The organism is Pseudomonas sp. Pseusp88 (assembly GCF_047303955.1).
In the GTDB taxonomy this organism is placed as follows: Bacteria; Pseudomonadota; Gammaproteobacteria; order Pseudomonadales; family Pseudomonadaceae; genus Aquipseudomonas.
The window spans coordinates 267487-284226 of record NZ_JBGLYM010000006.1; the positions used below are offsets into that span (position 1 = coordinate 267487).

Here is a 16740-nt window from a genome sequence, read left to right on the forward strand (position 1 = left end):
AACCTACCTTCCAACCATGCGGAAGCACGACTCATGGCCTATAGCCAGGCTATATAGGCAACCGCCCACTAAAACGTGACGAGGTGCGTCAAATGTTCAAACGAAAGCTATCGCTGGCTCTGGTTTTTGTGATTTTTGGTGTCGCGCAGGCAGCTACGCCGCTCACCATTGATGTACATCGAGACGCAAACTGCGGTTGCTGCAAGGACTGGGTCAAGCACCTGGAATCGAACGGATTCAAGGTGATCGATCACGTGGAAAGCAATATGAGTGCTGTCAAGCAGAGCTTAGGCGTGCCACCGGCACTCGCTTCATGCCATACGGCCGTAATTGGCGGCAAATTCGTAGAGGGTCATGTCCCGGCCGATGACATCAAAAAGCTGAGTGGTCGTCCAGACCTCGCAGGAATTGCAGTGCCAGGCATGCCTGCAGGCTCTCCTGGTATGGACTACGGCCAGAATCATCAACCTTACCAAGTCTTGGGGCTCACCAAGGCAGGTGCGCAAGAAGTGCTCGCTGACTACCCCACCAGCAGATAATCGTTGCTCAGGTCTGAGCGCCCGTGGGGCCGCTCGGATCTGGCTCCTGGGTCACCCTTGAGCCATCTCGATTGAGGGGCTCAATGTCCCTAGCCAAGCGACTAGGCAAATGATGACGACAGCACAAGTCGATTCGATCACCACGCTTTTTCTCAAAGCAGTTACCGCACGAGAATAATCACCATCGACCACAGAGCGCTCTAGTGAAGGACTTAGGTAGAAACGATTGAGGGTGGCTAGCCCGATCATGCCCACGAAAAGCAGGATCTTCACGAGTAGGAGGACGCCATAGGTGCTGGTTACGACCTCGATTACTGTCGGCCCGACAATAAAGAGATAATTAGCGACGCCAGTAACTATGATCATACTGACAATGAAGGCGCCCGCTGTTTCGAATCCCCTGAGCGCTCGCGATAGTACTCGTACCAGTTGCTCTGAATTTGCTCCCCTAATACTCAGCATCAAACCAAATGCTGCGAGAGCTCCGATCCAGCCGCCAGCCGCAAGTAGATGAAGAATATCAGCGGTAAAATGCCAGAACCGCCGAGTACCTTCATCCATAGCCCCATGCCCCGTCCATGGGAGGGTCGCCAAGGCGATACTGCCAGCCAAGGTGGAAACCCAGAGACTGCCCGTTGGCCATCGCTTGCTCTGGCTTCCGACAAATATCACCACCGCTAGCGAGATCATGCGCGTCACCCAGGTGTAGCCAACCTCAGTTTCGTACACCATCATTTCCAGGTGAGGTCGCAGCTCCGCCCAATCGGATGCGCCGCTCATGTTTTTCGTCATGACAACGAAAGCCGCGACGGACAACAGCATTCCTGCAACGGCGGTGCAAGGCAGTAACGACCCAAAATGCAACACTGCCCCCGATGCACGCTCTTTTCCTCGAAAACTGTATAGGCCAAATATCGCAAGACCGAACAGAAGCATCAGATCCAGATACAGCGCTAGGCGCAGTGCTACGTTAATTGAGTCACTCATACTTATTTTACTTTGAAAGTGACGCTGCCAGTAATCGGATGAGTATCAGACGATACCGCTCGCCACTCCACTTTATAAGTTCCTGTTGTAAGTGGCGATACCGGTGTTACAACCATTGTTTTAGGATCACTTCCGCCCGCTACGCTGGCCTTTACACCCATAGGTGAGTTTGGCATGCCTGGCATGTCAGTCATGATTAACTTGGCTCCGGAAAATTGAGTAACCAAGTTCTCTGAAAAATGCAGTTCAATTTTCGCTGGGGCTGACTTGCTTTCACCTTCAGCCGGAGTAGAAGACAACAATTTCGGGTGAGCTTGAGCGACTGCACTGAGCAGAAACGTGATTGAAAGAGCGACGGCCACAACACAGGACTTAAATACAGACATGCAAGGCTCCTCACAGCGCGTAGCTGTTGTAATGAGGTTAGATAATTATTTGGTATCGCTAACTTTTATTTAGAACCAGACACGGACGCCGAGCACTAAGCGCGCGTCGTTAACGTCTTCGCCTTCCTCGCGCGCATAGTCTGCGGTCTTCCCATAAGCCCGATTCCAAGTCACACCCACGTAAGGTGCGAATTCTGGGCGTATTTCGTACCGAAGCCGCAAACCCACCTCACTTTCAGACAGTCCTGAACCCACGCCACGCTCAGGATCGTTTTTTCCGTAGAAATTGAATTCTGCCGTTGGTTGCAAAATCAGCTTATTGGTTAGAAGAATGTCGTAGTCCCCTTCGAGACGCGCTGCGGTCTGGCCACCTTCACCCAGATAAGCAGTAGCCTGGGCCTCGAAATTGTAGAGCGCCAAACCCTGGATGCCAAAAGCCGCCCACGTTTGAGGGTCTTCGGGTTTGAAATCTTGACGAACTCCACCGACTAGATCCCACCAAGGACTAACCGAGTGCCCCCACAGAGTCTGGATCTCAGCTTTTTCAGTCTTCCCATTGGTACGCTCGCCTTCGGTACGCAACCATAGACGGTCAACATCTCCCCCTATCCAACCTTGGGCTTCCCAGTTCAGTGCGCTTCCCTCGTCAGTATCCTGCCACTCCAACTTCTCAAATATAAAAAGTGAGTTGAGGGCAGCGTCATGAACCGCGTGACCACCTGGGGACTTATAGACTGCGGCTCTGTCGGCATCGGTTAGCGGCGGTATCGGAGTCCGGCTTTGGGTTTGTGGTTGCTTTGCGGGCTTCATACCCTGTATTTGACTGTGATCCATTGTCTGCATTTGCCCGCCTTCCGTACCCTGATCTGGTCCTGCAGCTGCCGGCAAGGCAAAACCAGCGGTTAGGGCGACCGTAAATAAAGCTGAGTGCATGCGAGTCCCGCAAAAGAAATTGCTCATAGTCGATTCCTTATTCCTCTACACGCACTTCGCGGAACATCCCCATCTCCATGTGGTACAGGAGATGGCAGTGATAGGCCCAGCGTCCCAGCGAATCGGCTGTCACCCGGTAGCTGCGCTTTGACCCTGGAGGCATATCAATGGTGTGTTTGCGGACAAGGAATTGTCCGTTTTCATCTTCCAGGTCGCTCCACATGCCATGCAAGTGGATGGGGTGAGTCATCATCGTGTCGTTGACCAGGACGATCCGGACTCGCTCGCCATACTTCAACTTTACTGGCTCGGCGTCCGAAAACTTCACACCGTTGAACGACCAGGAGAACTTCTCCATATGCCCGGTCAAGTGCAGTTCGATAGTTCGACTTGGCTCACGACCATCCGGATCTTCAAACGCGCTCTTAAGATCAGAATACGTCAGCACCTTTCGACCATTATCGCGAAGGCCCATGCCAGGATCATCGAGCTTTGGCGAGGTCGACATTGCCTGCATATCGACGAGAGGATTGTTGGATTCTGTGGCTGGGTGCGATTGCATTTCCCCCTTACCACCCATACCGCCCATGAACATTTTGCCGTGATCCATTCCCGCCATGTTGCCCATGCCGGACATGCTTTGCATAGCGTCATGGTTCATACCTTCCATAGAGCCGCCGTCCATCCCAGACATGCCTTCCATTGAGCCATTGCTCATTTCGGCCATCTTGCCGTGATCCATTCCGGCCATATCGCCCATATCAGGCATCGCGCCATGATCCATACCCGCCATACCCATGTCGGCCATGGTGACGAGAGGACGAGGGTCAAGCTCAGGTACCGCAGCAGTCATTCCAGACCGGACGGCCAAGGTGCCTCTGGCGTATCCCGACCGATCCATCGACTGCGCAAACAGTGTGTAGGCGTCCTGGGTGGGTTCGACAATCACATCGAAAGTCTCGGCAGTGGCGATCCTGAACTCGTCCACGCTCACCGGCTTAACATACTGGCCATCGGCAGCCACAACAGTCATCTTCAAACCCGGAATACGGACATCAAAGTAGCTCATGGCTGAACCATTGATGAACCTCAATCTGAGCTTCTCGCCGGGTTTGAATGTGCCTGTCCAGTTGGAGTTCGGAGAATGGCCGTTCATCAAGTAGGTATATGTCGCACCACTGACGTCTGCAATGTCCGTGGGATTCATTTTCATTTCCGCCCACATTTTGCGGTCAGCGACGCTTGCTGACCAACCCTTGTCAGCGACGTCATGGATAAAGTCACTGACTGTTCGCTTGTGGGTGTTGTAGTAATCAGACTGCTTCTTCAATGTTTTCATCAGCGAAGCAGGATCTTCATCCGTCCAATCGGTAAGCATCACCACGTAGTCACGGTCATACTCAAATGGCTCGAGCTCTTTCGCGTCGATTACCAATGGGCCGTATACACCTACTTGTTCTTGGAAGCCGGAGTGACTGTGATACCAATATGTTCCGTTTTGCTTGACCTTGAATTGATAGACATACGTGCCGTTAGGCTCAATCCCATGGAAACTAAGGCCCGGCACGCCGTCCATATTCGCGGGGAGAATAATCCCGTGCCAGTGGATTGATGTCATATCCTTGAGGCGGTTCTTGACCCGCAAGGTCACGGTATCGCCCTCACGCCAGCGCAGCTGAGGCCCGGGAAGTCCACCATTGATCGTCATGGCTGTCCGGGCATTTCCAGTGATATTTACCGGTGTTTCTCCGATAAAGAGGTCGAACTCTGTGCCTGACAGGACATTGGTTTCGCCCAAGCGAGGTGCCGCCCATATAGGCGTCTGCCAAAGCCCCAGGCCACCGAGAATCCCGCCTGCGGTGAGACCTTTCACAAAGGTGCGCCGAGAGGTTTTGGAATGCATACCGATTCATGTCCTGTCAGTCGGATGTCAGGTGCACGCACGTTGGCGTGCTCCCGAGGGTTCACGCTTTGGATAACTAGTGCGCTTGATACATCGTTAGATGCCGTAAGCCAGCAAACGGGGTGATTACATTTCCGTAAGCTGGGTGGTTCAGCATTGATGCTTCTGCTCTTCAGCCGTGGGCTTTTCCTGTGCAATTTCCTCTTGCACTTGTGGGACGGGCTTGGTGGTGGCCATTGCCGTCTCGCGAGCTCGTTCCATGCGCTCAACCGCACGGTCGCCGCCACCTTCGGCCAAGGCCAGGGACGATATAGCCAAACTGAGTGTAAGAATCACAACGTTGGTTGCTTTCATGGTGCATCTCGTTCAAGGAATTGACTCTCGATGAAACCAGAGAGTTTGAGCGTCAGCTCGATGAGGATGATGAGGGGACGCACCTGTCAGCACGCTTAGCCGGTGATTACACTTTTGTCAGCACACGGAGAAACTCAACATCTGAAAGATCGACGTACGTCATAAAATTTGACCGCACCACGAACCGACAGCCGGCGGCATAAATTGATGTGGATCAATCGTGGCACTTCGATGTGCTGTATGTTGATAAATCGAACTTGCTAATCAGTACCGGAGATTCTCCATGTTCTGGTTTCGCCATCGTCAACCAGCGTTCATACGCCTCGCCATCGTGCTGTGGGTGTTAGCGTTTGGTGTGGCAGCGACCCAGGGATGTCTGGCACAGCCCAGCCACAATCCGGCTACAACGCATGTCTCACTGAACACTGCGCAAGATCACGAAAGCCACGACGCCCTTGACCTCGGCTGCCTTCAGCACTGTGCCGATGCCGCGATAGCTGTAAGTCCTTCGTTCCATCTTCAAACATTTGATCTGTTCAGTTGGACGTTTCTGTTACTGCCCCCTGCGCTGCTGATTTTGTTTCTCGCCAATCCCTGCGCTTTTGCCTTTCTTGCATTACGACGCCCTGTACCGGCCAGACCGCCTGCCCGCCTGATTTTCGTCCGTTTCAACGATTAATCCGACCTTCTGCGCGCCGATCTTCGGCGCATTGTCTGACTGCGCCTGCCTGGTGCGGCTTGGTATTACCTGAGTTGTCCTCACCCTTTGGAGATTGCCATGCATGTCTCATTGAAAATTATCCTCGCCACCCTGCTCATGAGCAGCCCACTCATCGCCTCGGCAGTCGATGAGCATCACCCGGAGCAAGGGCAGAACGTGCCCGGCCAGACGGGCGAAACAGCTACGCCGATGCAAAACAATGTCATGACCGAGCAAATGCAAAAAATGCAGGCTGCACACGAAAAGGCAGCCGCAGCCAAGACCCCTGCCGAACGACACGCCGCCATGCAGGAGAGCATGAAGACGATGAAGGACAGCATGTCCATGATGCAGAAGAACTGTCATGGCATGGGCATGACCGACAACAAAGACGGCATGGATATGGGAATGATGAGCATGATGATGAAAATGATGGATCAGCAATCGAGCATGATGAACATGCCGATGAGCAAGTGACGCGCACGAGCCTGTAGGCAATGCAGCGACGGTTTTACTTTAGCCAATATGCCAAAGGTAAAAACTGCCGCTCGTTGCACCTTTGCGACGTATCACTAGACAGCACTCCCTCAGGAGTACAGATCCATGATGAATTCACCACATTCCGCTAATAGCTCTCCAACTTTTTGGAGGCGCAAGCCCAGCATAGCGCTGGGTATGCTGCTGGTGATCGTGTTGTTCTATCTGGCAAGAGAACACTACGGCCATATGCTGGGCTTATTGCCTTACATGATTTTGCTGTTGTGCCCGCTGATGCATTTTTTCGGACACCACCACGGTGGTCACAGTCATCACGGTGAAACCTCGGCCTCAACCAAGGATGCGAACAGGAGTTAGCTAATGCACACCCCTGAGCTTCGTCAAGGGCGCGAGCCAATACAGAAGTCTGACCCCCAACCCACCGGCTCCCATGATCCGGTATGTGGCATGACCGTCAGTAACGACAGCCAGTTCAGCACGGAGTATGAGGGACAAAACTACCGGTTCTGCAGCCAGAAATGCCAAACGACCTTCAGGGCAGCGCCCGAACGTTATCGAATGTCTCAACTGAAAATTGAACAAGTCCATCAGACAACAGCAGAACCGGTAACGGGTGCCGCTGAATACACATGCCCCATGCATCCGGAAATTCGCCAGATCGGCCCCGGCGTCTGCCCTAAGTGCGGCATGACCTTAGAGCCGGTGATCCCCGAATTAGAGGAGGATGACAACCCCGAGCTTAAGGATTTCACCCGGCGCTTTTGGTGGACTCTGCCACTGACAGTGGTCGTAACCGTGCTGGCTATGGGTGGCCATGCGCTGGTGCTGTTCCACGGCACCACGCAAAACTGGGTCGAACTGGGATTGGCTACCCCCGTCGTGCTTTGGGCGGGCTGGCCGTTTTATGTTCGCGGTGTGCGTTCGGTGATTCAGCGAAGTCCGAATATGTGGACGCTGATCGGCCTCGGCACAGCGGCGGCTTTCCTTTATAGCGTCGTGGCCACCCTGACCCCCGATCTATTCCCCGGCAACTTCATGATGGAGGGCCGCATCGGCGTGTACTTCGAAGCGGCGGCTGTGATCATCTCACTGACCCTTCTCGGCCAGATGCTTGAGCTCAAGGCGCGCTCGCAAACCTCGGCTGCCATCAAATCGCTGCTTGGACTGGCCCCAAAAACTGCCCGTCGGATCAATGCCGACGGCACGGAAGAAGACATCCCACTGACACACGTACACAGCGGCGACACATTACGTGTGCGTCCGGGCGAAAAAGTGCCTGTCGACGGCCAGGTGTTGCAAGGCGAAAGCGCTGTAGATGAGTCGATGCTCACCGGCGAGCCAATACCGATAATGAAAAGGGCCGGAGACGCGCTGATCGGAGCCACCCTCAACATTCACGGCAGTCTGGTGATGCAGGCGCAGAAGGTAGGGTCTGCGACCCTGCTCGCACAGATTGTGCAGATGGTTGTGCAGGCACAGCGCTCAAAAGCGCCGATGCAGCGGCTGGCAGACGTGATTGCCAGTTACTTCGTGATCGTTGTGATTGCTATCGCCGCGCTGACTCTACTCGGCTGGGGGCTGTGGGGGCCTGAGCCAAGTTGGGTGTTCGGACTGATCAACGCTGTCGCGGTCATGATCATCGCCTGTCCCTGTGCCCTTGGCCTGGCGACACCGATGTCAGTCATGGTTGCCACCGGCAAGGCGGCTGGCAGCGGCGTATTGTTTCGCGATGCCGCCGCCATCGAAAACCTGCGCAAGATAGACATCTTGATAGTCGACAAAACTGGCACCCTCACTGAAGGTCGACCAGCGTTCCATAGCGTCGAGGCAGTACCCGGATTTAGTCAGGATGAAGTGTTGCGCCTGGCCGCAAGTCTCGATCAGGGCAGTGAGCATCCATTGGCCCACGCCATCGTTGAGCAGGCTCGTGCCGCTGGGCTAAAACTGGTGGCACCTGAAACCTTCGAGTCAGCCTCAGGTATCGGCGTAAGCGGTCAGGTGGAGGGGCGCCGCCTGATGCTAGGCAATACCGCGTTGATGCAAGAGGCGGGCGTTTCCACCAAGAGCTTGCAAGTACATGCCGAGAAGCTACGCGGCGACGGTACAAGCATCATGTACCTGGCAGTCGATGGTGCCCTGGCGGGTTTGCTGGCTGTTGCCGACCCCGTCAAACCCACCACGAAGCTGGCCGTCGAGCGTCTGCAGGCGGATGGCGTCAGGGTCATCATGGCCACCGGCGACGGCCTTACGACTGCTCGCTCGGTAGCTCGCCAGTTGGGCATCGAGGAGGTTCACGGCGAGGTCAAACCGCAAGATAAAGAACGTCTGGTGGCCTCTCTGCAACAAGCCGGACACCGGGTGGCGATGGCCGGCGACGGCATTAATGATGCCCCCGCACTGGCTCGCGCTGATGTGGGTATCGCCATGGGCACTGGCACGGACGTGGCGATGAACAGCGCTCAGGTCACCCTGGTCAAGGGGGATCTGCTCGGTATCCTGCGTGCTCGCAGCCTGTCAGTCGCAACGGTGAGAAATATGCACCAGAACCTGACCTTCGCCTTCCTTTACAACGCCATGGGGATCCCACTGGCTGCCGGCTTGCTCTTTCCACTTACCGGTCACCTTCTGTCACCGCTCATTGCCGCACTGGCCATGAGCGTGAGCTCGGCGTCGGTAGTATTCAACGCCTTGCGTCTGCGCCAGGCTTCCACTGAATGAGTGAAAACGACCGCTTGACCTTGCCATGGCGGCAAGGTTGAGGATAAGCCAACGCCGCAGAAAGGCCTCATGCGTCAGTCTTTCCATGATCCACTTTGTTGTGAGGAGTCACCAATGAAAGCTGTTGAACTGCAAGTTCAGGGCATGAGCTGTGGCTCATGTGTCAAACATGTCACTGAAGCGCTGCGCCCACTCGAAGGAGTCAGTGACGTCACAGTGGATCTACAAGCCGGACGGGTGAAGGTCAGCGGCGATTCAGACAGCCATGCGCTGCTTGCAGCCTTGGAGAACGCGGGCTATCCAGCGCAACTGGCGACAGTGGAAAGCGTAGCGAGTAAGAAAACCTCGGGCTGTGGCGGGAACGGCGGCGGTTGCTGTTGTAACTAAGCACTATTTTAAGCTGGAGAACTCTCAAGAATAACGGTCTGTCTAATGGCGCTCACGACATATCCCAGGGTTCGGTAACGGTAGGAGAGCATCCCTGAGCGATGGCTTCAGCGCTTCTGGGCGGCGAGTGTTGGATCTACCCGCCTGGCACAAGTCACTCAGGACCTGGCCAGCTTCTGGCGCACGACCTATGCCGAGGTCAAGAAAGACCTGAAAGGGCTCTATCTCAAGCATTGCTGGCCGGATGATCCGCTGGTGGCGGAAGCGACGGCGCGGATCAAGCCGCGTAAGAGCTAGCCTTTTCGCGCGGTAAACACGCTCATATCAAACAACGCCAAACCTGTTGAATACGCGAAACTCTGTGTGCGAATTCATTCGCTCTGTCTGCGTCAGGTGTTGCGGCCAGCGATTTACCTGGCCGATTCAGGCAGTTGCATCGCCATCGGTTCTAATGAGGTGTAGGTGTTGTGGGAGCGGATTTATCCGCGAAGAAGTGTGCACAATCACGACATTTTCGCGGATGAATCCGCTCCCACATAATTCGCGATGCCTCGTACGCAACACTTAATGCAGACAGAGCCAATTCATTCGCGAAAGCGGGATTTCAGAGGTACAGATGCATTGAGTGTACTGGCCTCTTCGCGAATGAATTCGCTCCCACAGGATTTGCTCCTGGTTACGGCGTTCCCGGCAACAAAAACCGCGCAACCACCGGCAAATGATTGGATATCAATAAGGTGTCATCGCGCCTCACCCTGGCGTCGATGCGCTTGAGCAACGGGCTGTAGAACAGGTAGTCCAGGGTTCGATCGGGGCCGTCGACCCGTGGATCGTTGGGGAAGTGGGTCAGCCATTGTTCGCGGTCGATGCCGCTGGCTTCGTCGTTGCTGGGGATCATCGGGTATTTGTCCCAGAGCAGGTGCAGGTCGCTGTCGGCCGAGTAACGGCGGCGTTGTTCCAGGGGCAGGCGCTTGTATTGGCCCAGGGGCAACTGGTTGAAGTCGCCGCCGATCAGCCAGGGCGTGCCGCTGCTTTCCAGTTTGTCGAGCAGGCCTGCGGTCATCTGGATCTGCCGCAGCGGCGTGTCGTCGTCGAGGGTGAAGGTGTTCAGGTGGGTGTTGATCACCGCCAGTTCACGACCATCGCCCAAGGGCAGGTAGCTCACCAACAGGGCACGTTTGGGGCGGAACTGGCGGCTGATCGGGTCGGCGGAGAGAATCGGCAGCTGCAGGCGCTCGGCGTGGTCGATGTGGTAACGGCTCAGGGTCGCCAGTTTCATGCCGACGCTGCCCATGATGTGGCGGTTCGGTACGAAGTCGGCCTTCCAGTAGAAGGCTTCGGTGCTGCACGGATATAGATCGACGACCCGCTCCTGCAGCAGGGCCAGCTGGTTCTGGTAGTCAGTGTTCTTGGCGCCGTCGTTGACCTCCTGCAGCAGGACGATATCCGGCTGCTCGTCGCGAATGACCCTGGCCACTTCGTCGAGGTTGTAGGCGGTGTCTTCCGGGGTAGGGCGCTCGTCGGTGCCGCTGCCGTCGGCCAGGTCGTACCAGAATACGTAACGCTTGCCGCCCAGGTACTGGATGTTCCAGGTCATGACTTTCAGCGCCTGCCCCGGCACCAGCGGCGGCGCCTGCGTCTCGGCATTGCAACTGACCGGCAGTTTTTCGCGGTCGGCAGGGTGCCAGGTCAGGCTGTAGATTGCCGCCCCGGACAGGCCGAGCAATAGCAGAACAAGCAGGGCGTAGCGGTGTAGTCGGGGCATCGGCTCAAGGCTGTTGGCAGACTATTGGTGGCCCGAGCATAGCCCAGTCAGGCCACGATGACAGCCCTCAGGCGTTGACCGGTGGCTCGGTGACCAACATGAACAGACGGAACATCACCACGCTGGTGAACAGCTGCAGGAAGCTGCTGATGCTGTCGATAGCCAGGGTGACCACGGCGTTCTGCGGGTCCGGCAGGATCATCAGGCTGAAGCGCCCCAGTAGTATCAGGGGCAGATAAACGCATAGCAGGCAGGCCAGGATCTGTACGAAATAACCTTTGGTCAGCACTGCGCTCTGGCGCATGGCGGCCAGTGGTGTCAGGCCCCGCAGCACCAGCAGGTACTCGGCGAAGGCCAGTTTGACCATGATCCACACGCCGGGAAGGATAAACAGCGAAAGCCCGGCCATGATCATCAGGGTGCTCATGGCCGACAGCAGCGCGAAGGTCGGCCACAGACGCAGGGCCAGTGCCAGCAGGTCGCGTTTGCGCGGCGTATCGCCGTGGCTGCGGGCATCGAGAAAGAGGATCAGGGCGCCGGTGTACAGCGGATAGAACAGCAGGCCGATCAGCACTTCATACACGCTGGCGGTGTTGTCCGACACCGTGCTGTCGAGCACTTCCTTGGTCAGGGCTTCGAGGGCGACCAGTGGCAGGCAGAGCATGATGATGCTGGCCAGGTTGCGCCGGGAAAAATACAGGGCGTCACGAATAACGTTCAGCGGGTTCATGGGCTTCCGGTCAAAGACTATAAAAAAGCAGCTGGACACTTTAGCCCATGGCCTGTGTCGAACCAAGGACAACGACCCTTGAGTCAGAGCCTTCTTAACTTTTTATTTAATCTATTGAAAGGCAATGCTACGGCCCCATTACCCCGGGTACACAGGGCCATTTTGACCCTGCGACGATTTCCAACGGCAATCTAACGAGGTCGCCATGAATAGCGAAGAGCAAACCCTGATCGATGGTCTTTTCTCGAAACTGAAAAGTGCCGAAGCCGCCTCAGCCCCCCGGGACGCCCAAGCGGAAGCGCGGATCAAGGAGCATCTCAGCCAACAGCCCGCTGCCCCGTATTACATGACCCAGGCGATCCTGGTGCAGGAAGTGGCGGTCAATAAGCTCAATCAGCAGATCCGTGATTTGCAGGCGCAATTGCAGCAGGCCCGTGCCCAGGCCCAGCCTGCGCCGGCACAGAGCGGTGGTTTCCTGTCGAGCCTCTTCGGTGGCGGTTCGTCGCAGCCGCAAGCCCCTGCGCCACAACCGTCGTCCGGCGGCTGGCGCGACGGTCCGGCGAGCCCACCACCACAAGCCAACTACGCTGCGCCTCCGCCGCAACAGCAGGCCCCGGCTGCGCCTTTTGGCAGCGGCTTTCTTGGTGGTGCACTGAAAACCGCAGCGGGCGTGGCCGGTGGTGTGATGCTGGCTGAAGGCATCAGCAGTCTGTTCCACCACAACAGTCAGCCTCAGGAGATTGTTGAAATCATCGAGCAACAACCGAGTCAGGCCAGCGACGGTGGCTTTGGCAACGGTGGCGGCGGTTGGGGCGATGAGAGCCAGCGGGTCAGCAACAACGACTCGTGGGGCGGCGGCAATGGCGGTGGCTTTGCCGACAGTGGCTACGACAGCAATGACGGCGGCGGCTTTATGGATGATGACGATTCGTTTGTCTGAGTTCCTGATTCGAGGTGAATGGTTGTGGGAGCGGATTCATCCGCGAAGGCGGCATTCCAGTCGATAGAAATGCAGTGGATGTAATGGCCTTTTCGCGAATGAATTCGCTCCCACAATTCGCTCTCGGTGTTTCCCCGATGGCATCATCAATCTCCTGCAACATCCTCAAACTGGCATACTGGGCGTCGATTCCGCTCCGGGATCCTGCTTCATGAGGATGTGCGGTGAAGAAGATTGCGGTATTTGCCGATGTACAAAACCTGTATTACACCGTGCGCCAGGCCTATGGCTGTCACTTCAACTATGCGGCGCTCTGGGCTGATATCAGTCAGCGCGGCCAGATAGTCGAAGCCTATGCCTACGCCATCGACCGTGGCGACAGTAAACAGCAGCAGTTCCAGCAAATCCTTCGCAACCTGGGATTTACCGTCAAGCTCAAACCCTATATCCAGCGCAGCGACGGCTCGGCCAAGGGCGACTGGGATGTGGGCATAACCATCGATATCATGGACGTCGCGCCTCAGGTCGATGAAGTGGTGCTGGCCTCCGGCGATGGTGATTTCGACATGTTGCTCGAACGCATCATCGCCAAGCATGGCGTCGAAGCCGTGGCTTACGGCGTACCGGGTCTGACCGCCAACTCATTGATCCGCGCCGCCAGCCGTTATGTGCCCATCGAAGGCGCGTTGTTGCTGAAAAACTGACGTTCGCGTCGCCCTCGTATCTGCCTGCCAGGAAGGTTTTACCCCGTGTTGGAACGTATTGCGGTCATCGACTTTGAAACCACGGGCATGTCCCCGAACATGGGCTGCCGGGCGACGGAAATCGCCGTGGTGATCATGGAACAGGGGCGCATCGTCGAGCGTTACCAGAGCCTGATGAATGCCGGTGTGCGCATCCCCGGCTTTATCGAGAGCCTGACCGGTATCAGCAACGCCATGCTGCGCAGCGCACCGCCTGCCGCTCAGGTCATGCAGGAAGTGGCCGAGTTCGTCGGCGTTACCCCGCTGGTGGCGCACAACGCCTCATTCGACCAGAAGTTCTGGGACGACGAACTGGCCCGCATCCAGCGCCAGCGCGTGCAGGCCTTTGCCTGTTCCATGCTGCTGGCCCGCCGTCTGATGCCGGAAGCGCCCAACCACAAACTCGGCACCCTGACCCGTTTTGCCGGCCTGCCCGATACCGGCAAGGCGCACCGGGCCATGGCTGATGCGGAAATGGCCGCCAACCTGATCGGCCATCTGGCCCTGCAGTTGCGCCAGACTCACGGTTTGAGCGAGGTGTCCCATCCGTTGCTGTGTTCCCTGCAAAAAGTCCCGGCGGCGAAGATTCGGGAAACGCTCAAGCGCCATCGTGGCGCATGAACCCTGGGAATCTAATCATGTGTGGGCTAAAGCCGGTCCCACTGTCAGTTGTTTTCGTTCTCCCTATAAAAATAACTTTTGATCCGAGCCTTTCATGCCTTCTGTCCGTCGCTTTCCCTTGCTGCTTATCGGTGCCTTTTTTGCCCTGTACGTGATCTGGGGATCGACCTATCTGGTCATCCGCATTGGTATCGAGACCTGGCCGCCGCTGTTGTTGGCCGGGTCGCGCTTCACTATCGCCGGAACCCTGATGTACGCCGTATTGCGCTTTCGCGGCGTGCCTTCGCCCACTTGGCAGCAGTGGCGTGCGGCGGGGATGATCGGCTTTCTGCTGCTGGTCTGCGGCAATGGTGGTGTCAGTCTGGCCGAGCATGCCGGGGTCGCTTCCGGCGTCGCCGCGTTGTCGGTGGCGGTGGTGCCGCTGTTCACCCTGATTTGCGGACTGTTCTGGGGGCATCGCAATACCGGGCTGGAATGGGCGGGGATTCTGCTCGGCCTGGTCGGCATGATCCTGCTCAACCTCGGTTCCAACCTGCAAGCCAGCCCCTATGGCGCAGCACTGGTGATCTTCGCGGCGGCGACCTGGGCTTTCGGTTCTGTCTGGAGCCGCTATCTGCCGCTGCCCGCCGGGCCCATGGCCAGTGCGGCGGAAATGATCGTTGCCGGGGTGGTGATGCTGGCGGGCAGCGCGCTCACGGGCGAGCACATGGCGCAATCGCCGGGGCTGGCCGGTTGGGCGGCGCTGGCCTATCTGGTGGTATTCGGCTCCATCGTCGCGTTCAGCGCCTACATGTACCTGCTGAAAAACGTGCGTCCGGCGGCGGCCACCAGCTATGCCTACGTCAACCCGGTGGTAGCGGTGCTGTTGGGCATCGTCTTTGCCGACGAGCATATCGGTATGGCGGAAAGTGTCGCGATGACGGTGATCATCAGCGCTGTGGTGCTGATCGGCCTGCCCCAGTGGCGCAAACCCAAGACTGTCTGAGGCGGGCGGGGGAGGGCCAGACAGGGTAAACTGCGGCCCATTGCTTCAATGCGCTGAATTTTCCTGACGGTATTACCATGACTTTCGCCTCCCTCGGCCTGATCGACCCTCTGCTGCGCGCCCTCGATGCGCTCGGCTACCAGACTCCGACTCCTGTTCAGACCCAGGCCATTCCACCGGTCCTGGCCGGGCGTGACCTGATGGCCGCAGCCCAGACCGGCACCGGCAAGACCGCCGGTTTCGCCTTGCCGCTGCTGCAACGCCTGACCATGGAAGGGCCGAAAGTGGCCGCCAACTCGGTGCGGTCGTTGATTCTGGTGCCGACCCGGGAGCTGGCCGAGCAGGTCCATGAAGCCATCCGTCAGTACGCCGAACACCTGCCCCTGAGCACTTACGCCGTCTACGGCGGGGTCAGTATCAATCCGCAGATGATGAAACTGCGCCGTGGGGTCGATGTGCTCGTGGCCACTCCCGGCCGTCTGCTGGACCTGCACCGGCAGAACGCGGTCAAGTTCAATCAGGTCGAGACCCTGATCCTCGACGAAGCCGACCGCATGCTGGACCTGGGTTTTTCCGAAGAGCTGCGCAGTGTTTACGCCGCATTGCCGAAGAAACGCCAGACCCTGCTGTTTTCGGCGACGTTCTCCGACGCCATTCGCCAGCTGGCAACCCTGATGCTCGACAACCCCCTGAGCATCGAGGTCAGCCCGCGCAACGTGGCGGCGGCGTCGGTCAAGCAGTGGGTCGTGCCGGTGGACAAAAAGCGCAAGCCCGAGCTGTTCATCCACCTGCTCAAGCGCCTGCGCTGGAGCCAGGTGCTGGTATTCGCCAAGACCCGCAACGGCGTCGATCAACTGGTCGAGCGCTTGCAGGGCCTGGGTATCAACGCCGACGGCATTCACGGTGACAAGCCTCAGGCCACTCGTCAGCGTGCCCTGGATCGCTTCAAGCTGCGAGAAGTACAGATTCTGGTCGCCACCGACGTCGCCGCTCGCGGCCTGGATATCGACGACCTGCCGACCGTGGTCAACTTTGATCTGCCGATCGTCGCTGAAGACTACGTGCACCGTATTGGCCGTACCGGTCGCGCCGGTTTGACCGGGGAAGCGATTTCCCTGGTGTGTGCCGATGAGGTGGAGTTGCTGGCGGCCATTGAAGTGCTGACCCGCCAGACTCTCAAGCGCGAAGAAGAGCAGGATTTCGAGCCTGAACACCGCGTGCCGGCCACCGATGCCAGCGGGCAGATCCTGAAAAAGCCGAAGAAACCGAAAAAGCCCAAGACCGGCGGTGGCGGCAAGCGCAACCTCGGTAAATGGGTCGACAGCGGCGAAACCGAGCCTCAGGCCCCGGTGGCCAAGCCAGTACGCAAGGTGCCGGTATTCAATACCGGGCCGCGTAAGCGCAAGCCTTGATGGAACTGCGCTGAAATATCCGTCAGGCACGAATCTGTGGGAGATTCTATGTTTGCTGTAAAGCCAGAACAGCCCCTTCGCGGATGAAGCCGCTCCCACAGATCCGACGATATGCACGCGCTACTGTGGGAGCGAATTC

At 57.3% G+C, this 16740-nt stretch carries 18 protein-coding genes and 1 pseudogene; 12 read left to right on the forward strand and 7 right to left on the reverse strand.

Annotated elements, in window-relative coordinates; translation table 11 throughout:
- The first annotated feature begins 92 nt into the window (after positions 1–92).
- The gene (locus ACCD02_RS10995; RefSeq protein WP_413301246.1) at positions 93–539 is read left to right on the forward strand and encodes a DUF411 domain-containing protein; all 447 of its coding nucleotides are present in this window, start codon (positions 93–95) and stop codon (positions 537–539) included.
- A 51-nt stretch (positions 540–590) separates the two neighbouring features.
- Here the strand turns inward: ACCD02_RS10995 and copD are convergent, their stop codons facing one another.
- The 5 genes from copD to ACCD02_RS11020 all read right to left on the reverse strand — a co-directional run bounded on the left by copD (position 591) and on the right by ACCD02_RS11020 (position 5102).
- Positions 591–1526 (reverse strand): copper homeostasis membrane protein CopD, encoded by a 936-nt coding sequence (gene copD / locus ACCD02_RS11000; protein WP_413301248.1) that lies wholly within the window; start codon positions 1524–1526, stop codon positions 591–593.
- Between the two features lie 2 nt (positions 1527–1528).
- Entirely contained in the window at positions 1529–1912 is a 384-nt protein-coding gene (gene copC / locus ACCD02_RS11005) for a copper homeostasis periplasmic binding protein CopC (RefSeq protein ID WP_413301250.1), read from the reverse strand.
- 69 nt (positions 1913–1981) lie between these two features.
- The gene (locus ACCD02_RS11010) at positions 1982–2872 is read right to left on the reverse strand and encodes a copper resistance protein B (RefSeq protein WP_413301251.1); all 891 of its coding nucleotides are present in this window, start codon (positions 2870–2872) and stop codon (positions 1982–1984) included.
- A gap of 10 nt (positions 2873–2882) precedes the next feature.
- Positions 2883–4748, reverse strand: coding sequence for a copper resistance system multicopper oxidase (locus ACCD02_RS11015; RefSeq protein WP_413301253.1), 1866 nt, complete (start codon positions 4746–4748; stop codon positions 2883–2885).
- 150 nt (positions 4749–4898) lie between these two features.
- Positions 4899–5102 (reverse strand): co-regulatory protein PtrA N-terminal domain-containing protein, encoded by a 204-nt coding sequence (locus ACCD02_RS11020; protein ID WP_413301255.1) that lies wholly within the window; start codon positions 5100–5102, stop codon positions 4899–4901.
- A 283-nt stretch (positions 5103–5385) separates the two neighbouring features.
- On the opposite strand from ACCD02_RS11020, the gene ACCD02_RS11025 reads away from it, so the two are divergent.
- From ACCD02_RS11025 to ACCD02_RS11050, 6 genes and pseudogenes are all read left to right on the forward strand, one after another.
- Complete coding sequence (locus tag ACCD02_RS11025; RefSeq protein WP_413301257.1) at positions 5386–5781, forward strand: hypothetical protein; 396 nt, start codon at positions 5386–5388, stop codon at positions 5779–5781.
- Between the two features lie 99 nt (positions 5782–5880).
- Positions 5881–6279 (forward strand): hypothetical protein, encoded by a 399-nt coding sequence (locus ACCD02_RS11030; protein ID WP_413301368.1) that lies wholly within the window; start codon positions 5881–5883, stop codon positions 6277–6279.
- A 126-nt stretch (positions 6280–6405) separates the two neighbouring features.
- On the forward strand, positions 6406–6657 hold the full coding sequence (locus ACCD02_RS11035) for a DUF2933 domain-containing protein (RefSeq protein ID WP_413301259.1): 252 nt from the start codon (positions 6406–6408) through the stop codon (positions 6655–6657).
- Positions 6658–6747: 90 nt separating this feature from the next.
- The gene (locus ACCD02_RS11040; protein ID WP_413301370.1) at positions 6748–9018 is read left to right on the forward strand and encodes a heavy metal translocating P-type ATPase; all 2271 of its coding nucleotides are present in this window, start codon (positions 6748–6750) and stop codon (positions 9016–9018) included.
- 114 nt (positions 9019–9132) lie between these two features.
- Positions 9133–9405: a heavy-metal-associated domain-containing protein gene (locus tag ACCD02_RS11045; RefSeq protein ID WP_413301261.1), complete on the forward strand. Its 273-nt coding sequence runs from the start codon at positions 9133–9135 to the stop codon at positions 9403–9405.
- Positions 9406–9546: 141 nt separating this feature from the next.
- Positions 9547–9702 (forward strand): annotated as a pseudogene (locus ACCD02_RS11050) (ATP-dependent helicase C-terminal domain-containing protein); the annotation flags it as partial.
- A gap of 379 nt (positions 9703–10081) precedes the next feature.
- Here ACCD02_RS11050 and ACCD02_RS11055 read toward each other — a convergent pair.
- Both ACCD02_RS11055 and ACCD02_RS11060 read right to left on the reverse strand, forming a co-directional pair.
- Positions 10082–11170: an endonuclease/exonuclease/phosphatase family protein gene (locus ACCD02_RS11055; RefSeq protein WP_413301263.1), complete on the reverse strand. Its 1089-nt coding sequence runs from the start codon at positions 11168–11170 to the stop codon at positions 10082–10084.
- A gap of 67 nt (positions 11171–11237) precedes the next feature.
- The gene (locus tag ACCD02_RS11060; RefSeq protein ID WP_413301265.1) at positions 11238–11900 is read right to left on the reverse strand and encodes a YciC family protein; all 663 of its coding nucleotides are present in this window, start codon (positions 11898–11900) and stop codon (positions 11238–11240) included.
- Positions 11901–12105: 205 nt separating this feature from the next.
- Between ACCD02_RS11060 and ACCD02_RS11065 the strand changes: the two genes are divergently transcribed.
- From ACCD02_RS11065 to ACCD02_RS11085, 5 genes are all read left to right on the forward strand, one after another.
- Entirely contained in the window at positions 12106–12840 is a 735-nt protein-coding gene (locus ACCD02_RS11065; RefSeq protein WP_413301267.1) for a DUF2076 domain-containing protein, read from the forward strand.
- 224 nt (positions 12841–13064) lie between these two features.
- Positions 13065–13544, forward strand: a complete 480-nt coding sequence (locus ACCD02_RS11070; protein WP_413301269.1) for an NYN domain-containing protein — start codon at positions 13065–13067, stop codon at positions 13542–13544.
- A 48-nt stretch (positions 13545–13592) separates the two neighbouring features.
- The gene (locus ACCD02_RS11075) at positions 13593–14204 is read left to right on the forward strand and encodes a PolC-type DNA polymerase III (RefSeq protein WP_413301372.1); all 612 of its coding nucleotides are present in this window, start codon (positions 13593–13595) and stop codon (positions 14202–14204) included.
- A gap of 94 nt (positions 14205–14298) precedes the next feature.
- Positions 14299–15189, forward strand: coding sequence for a drug/metabolite exporter YedA (gene yedA, locus ACCD02_RS11080; RefSeq protein WP_413301271.1), 891 nt, complete (start codon positions 14299–14301; stop codon positions 15187–15189).
- Positions 15190–15266: 77 nt separating this feature from the next.
- Positions 15267–16601: a DEAD/DEAH box helicase gene (locus ACCD02_RS11085; RefSeq protein ID WP_413301273.1), complete on the forward strand. Its 1335-nt coding sequence runs from the start codon at positions 15267–15269 to the stop codon at positions 16599–16601.
- Positions 16602–16740: the final 139 nt, after the last annotated feature.

Excerpts from the sequence above, each read along its gene's own strand:
- ACCD02_RS10995 (WP_413301246.1), top strand. The coding sequence starts at position 93 with ATGTTCAAACGAAAGCTATCGCTGGCTCTGGTTTTTGTGATTTTTGGT.
- copD (WP_413301248.1), bottom strand. The coding sequence starts at position 1,526 with ATGAGTGACTCAATTAACGTAGCACTGCGCCTAGCGCTGTATCTGGAT.
- copC (WP_413301250.1), bottom strand. The coding sequence starts at position 1,912 with ATGTCTGTATTTAAGTCCTGTGTTGTGGCCGTCGCTCTTTCAATCACG.
- ACCD02_RS11010 (WP_413301251.1), bottom strand. The coding sequence starts at position 2,872 with ATGAGCAATTTCTTTTGCGGGACTCGCATGCACTCAGCTTTATTTACG.
- ACCD02_RS11015 (WP_413301253.1), bottom strand. The coding sequence starts at position 4,748 with ATGCATTCCAAAACCTCTCGGCGCACCTTTGTGAAAGGTCTCACCGCA.
- ACCD02_RS11020 (WP_413301255.1), bottom strand. The coding sequence starts at position 5,102 with ATGAAAGCAACCAACGTTGTGATTCTTACACTCAGTTTGGCTATATCG.
- ACCD02_RS11025 (WP_413301257.1), top strand. The coding sequence starts at position 5,386 with ATGTTCTGGTTTCGCCATCGTCAACCAGCGTTCATACGCCTCGCCATC.
- ACCD02_RS11030 (WP_413301368.1), top strand. The coding sequence starts at position 5,881 with ATGCATGTCTCATTGAAAATTATCCTCGCCACCCTGCTCATGAGCAGC.
- ACCD02_RS11035 (WP_413301259.1), top strand. The coding sequence starts at position 6,406 with ATGATGAATTCACCACATTCCGCTAATAGCTCTCCAACTTTTTGGAGG.
- ACCD02_RS11040 (WP_413301370.1), top strand. The coding sequence starts at position 6,748 with ATGACCGTCAGTAACGACAGCCAGTTCAGCACGGAGTATGAGGGACAA.
- ACCD02_RS11045 (WP_413301261.1), top strand. The coding sequence starts at position 9,133 with ATGAAAGCTGTTGAACTGCAAGTTCAGGGCATGAGCTGTGGCTCATGT.
- ACCD02_RS11055 (WP_413301263.1), bottom strand. The coding sequence starts at position 11,170 with ATGCCCCGACTACACCGCTACGCCCTGCTTGTTCTGCTATTGCTCGGC.
- ACCD02_RS11060 (WP_413301265.1), bottom strand. The coding sequence starts at position 11,900 with ATGAACCCGCTGAACGTTATTCGTGACGCCCTGTATTTTTCCCGGCGC.
- ACCD02_RS11065 (WP_413301267.1), top strand. The coding sequence starts at position 12,106 with ATGAATAGCGAAGAGCAAACCCTGATCGATGGTCTTTTCTCGAAACTG.
- yedA (WP_413301271.1), top strand. The coding sequence starts at position 14,299 with ATGCCTTCTGTCCGTCGCTTTCCCTTGCTGCTTATCGGTGCCTTTTTT.
- ACCD02_RS11085 (WP_413301273.1), top strand. The coding sequence starts at position 15,267 with ATGACTTTCGCCTCCCTCGGCCTGATCGACCCTCTGCTGCGCGCCCTC.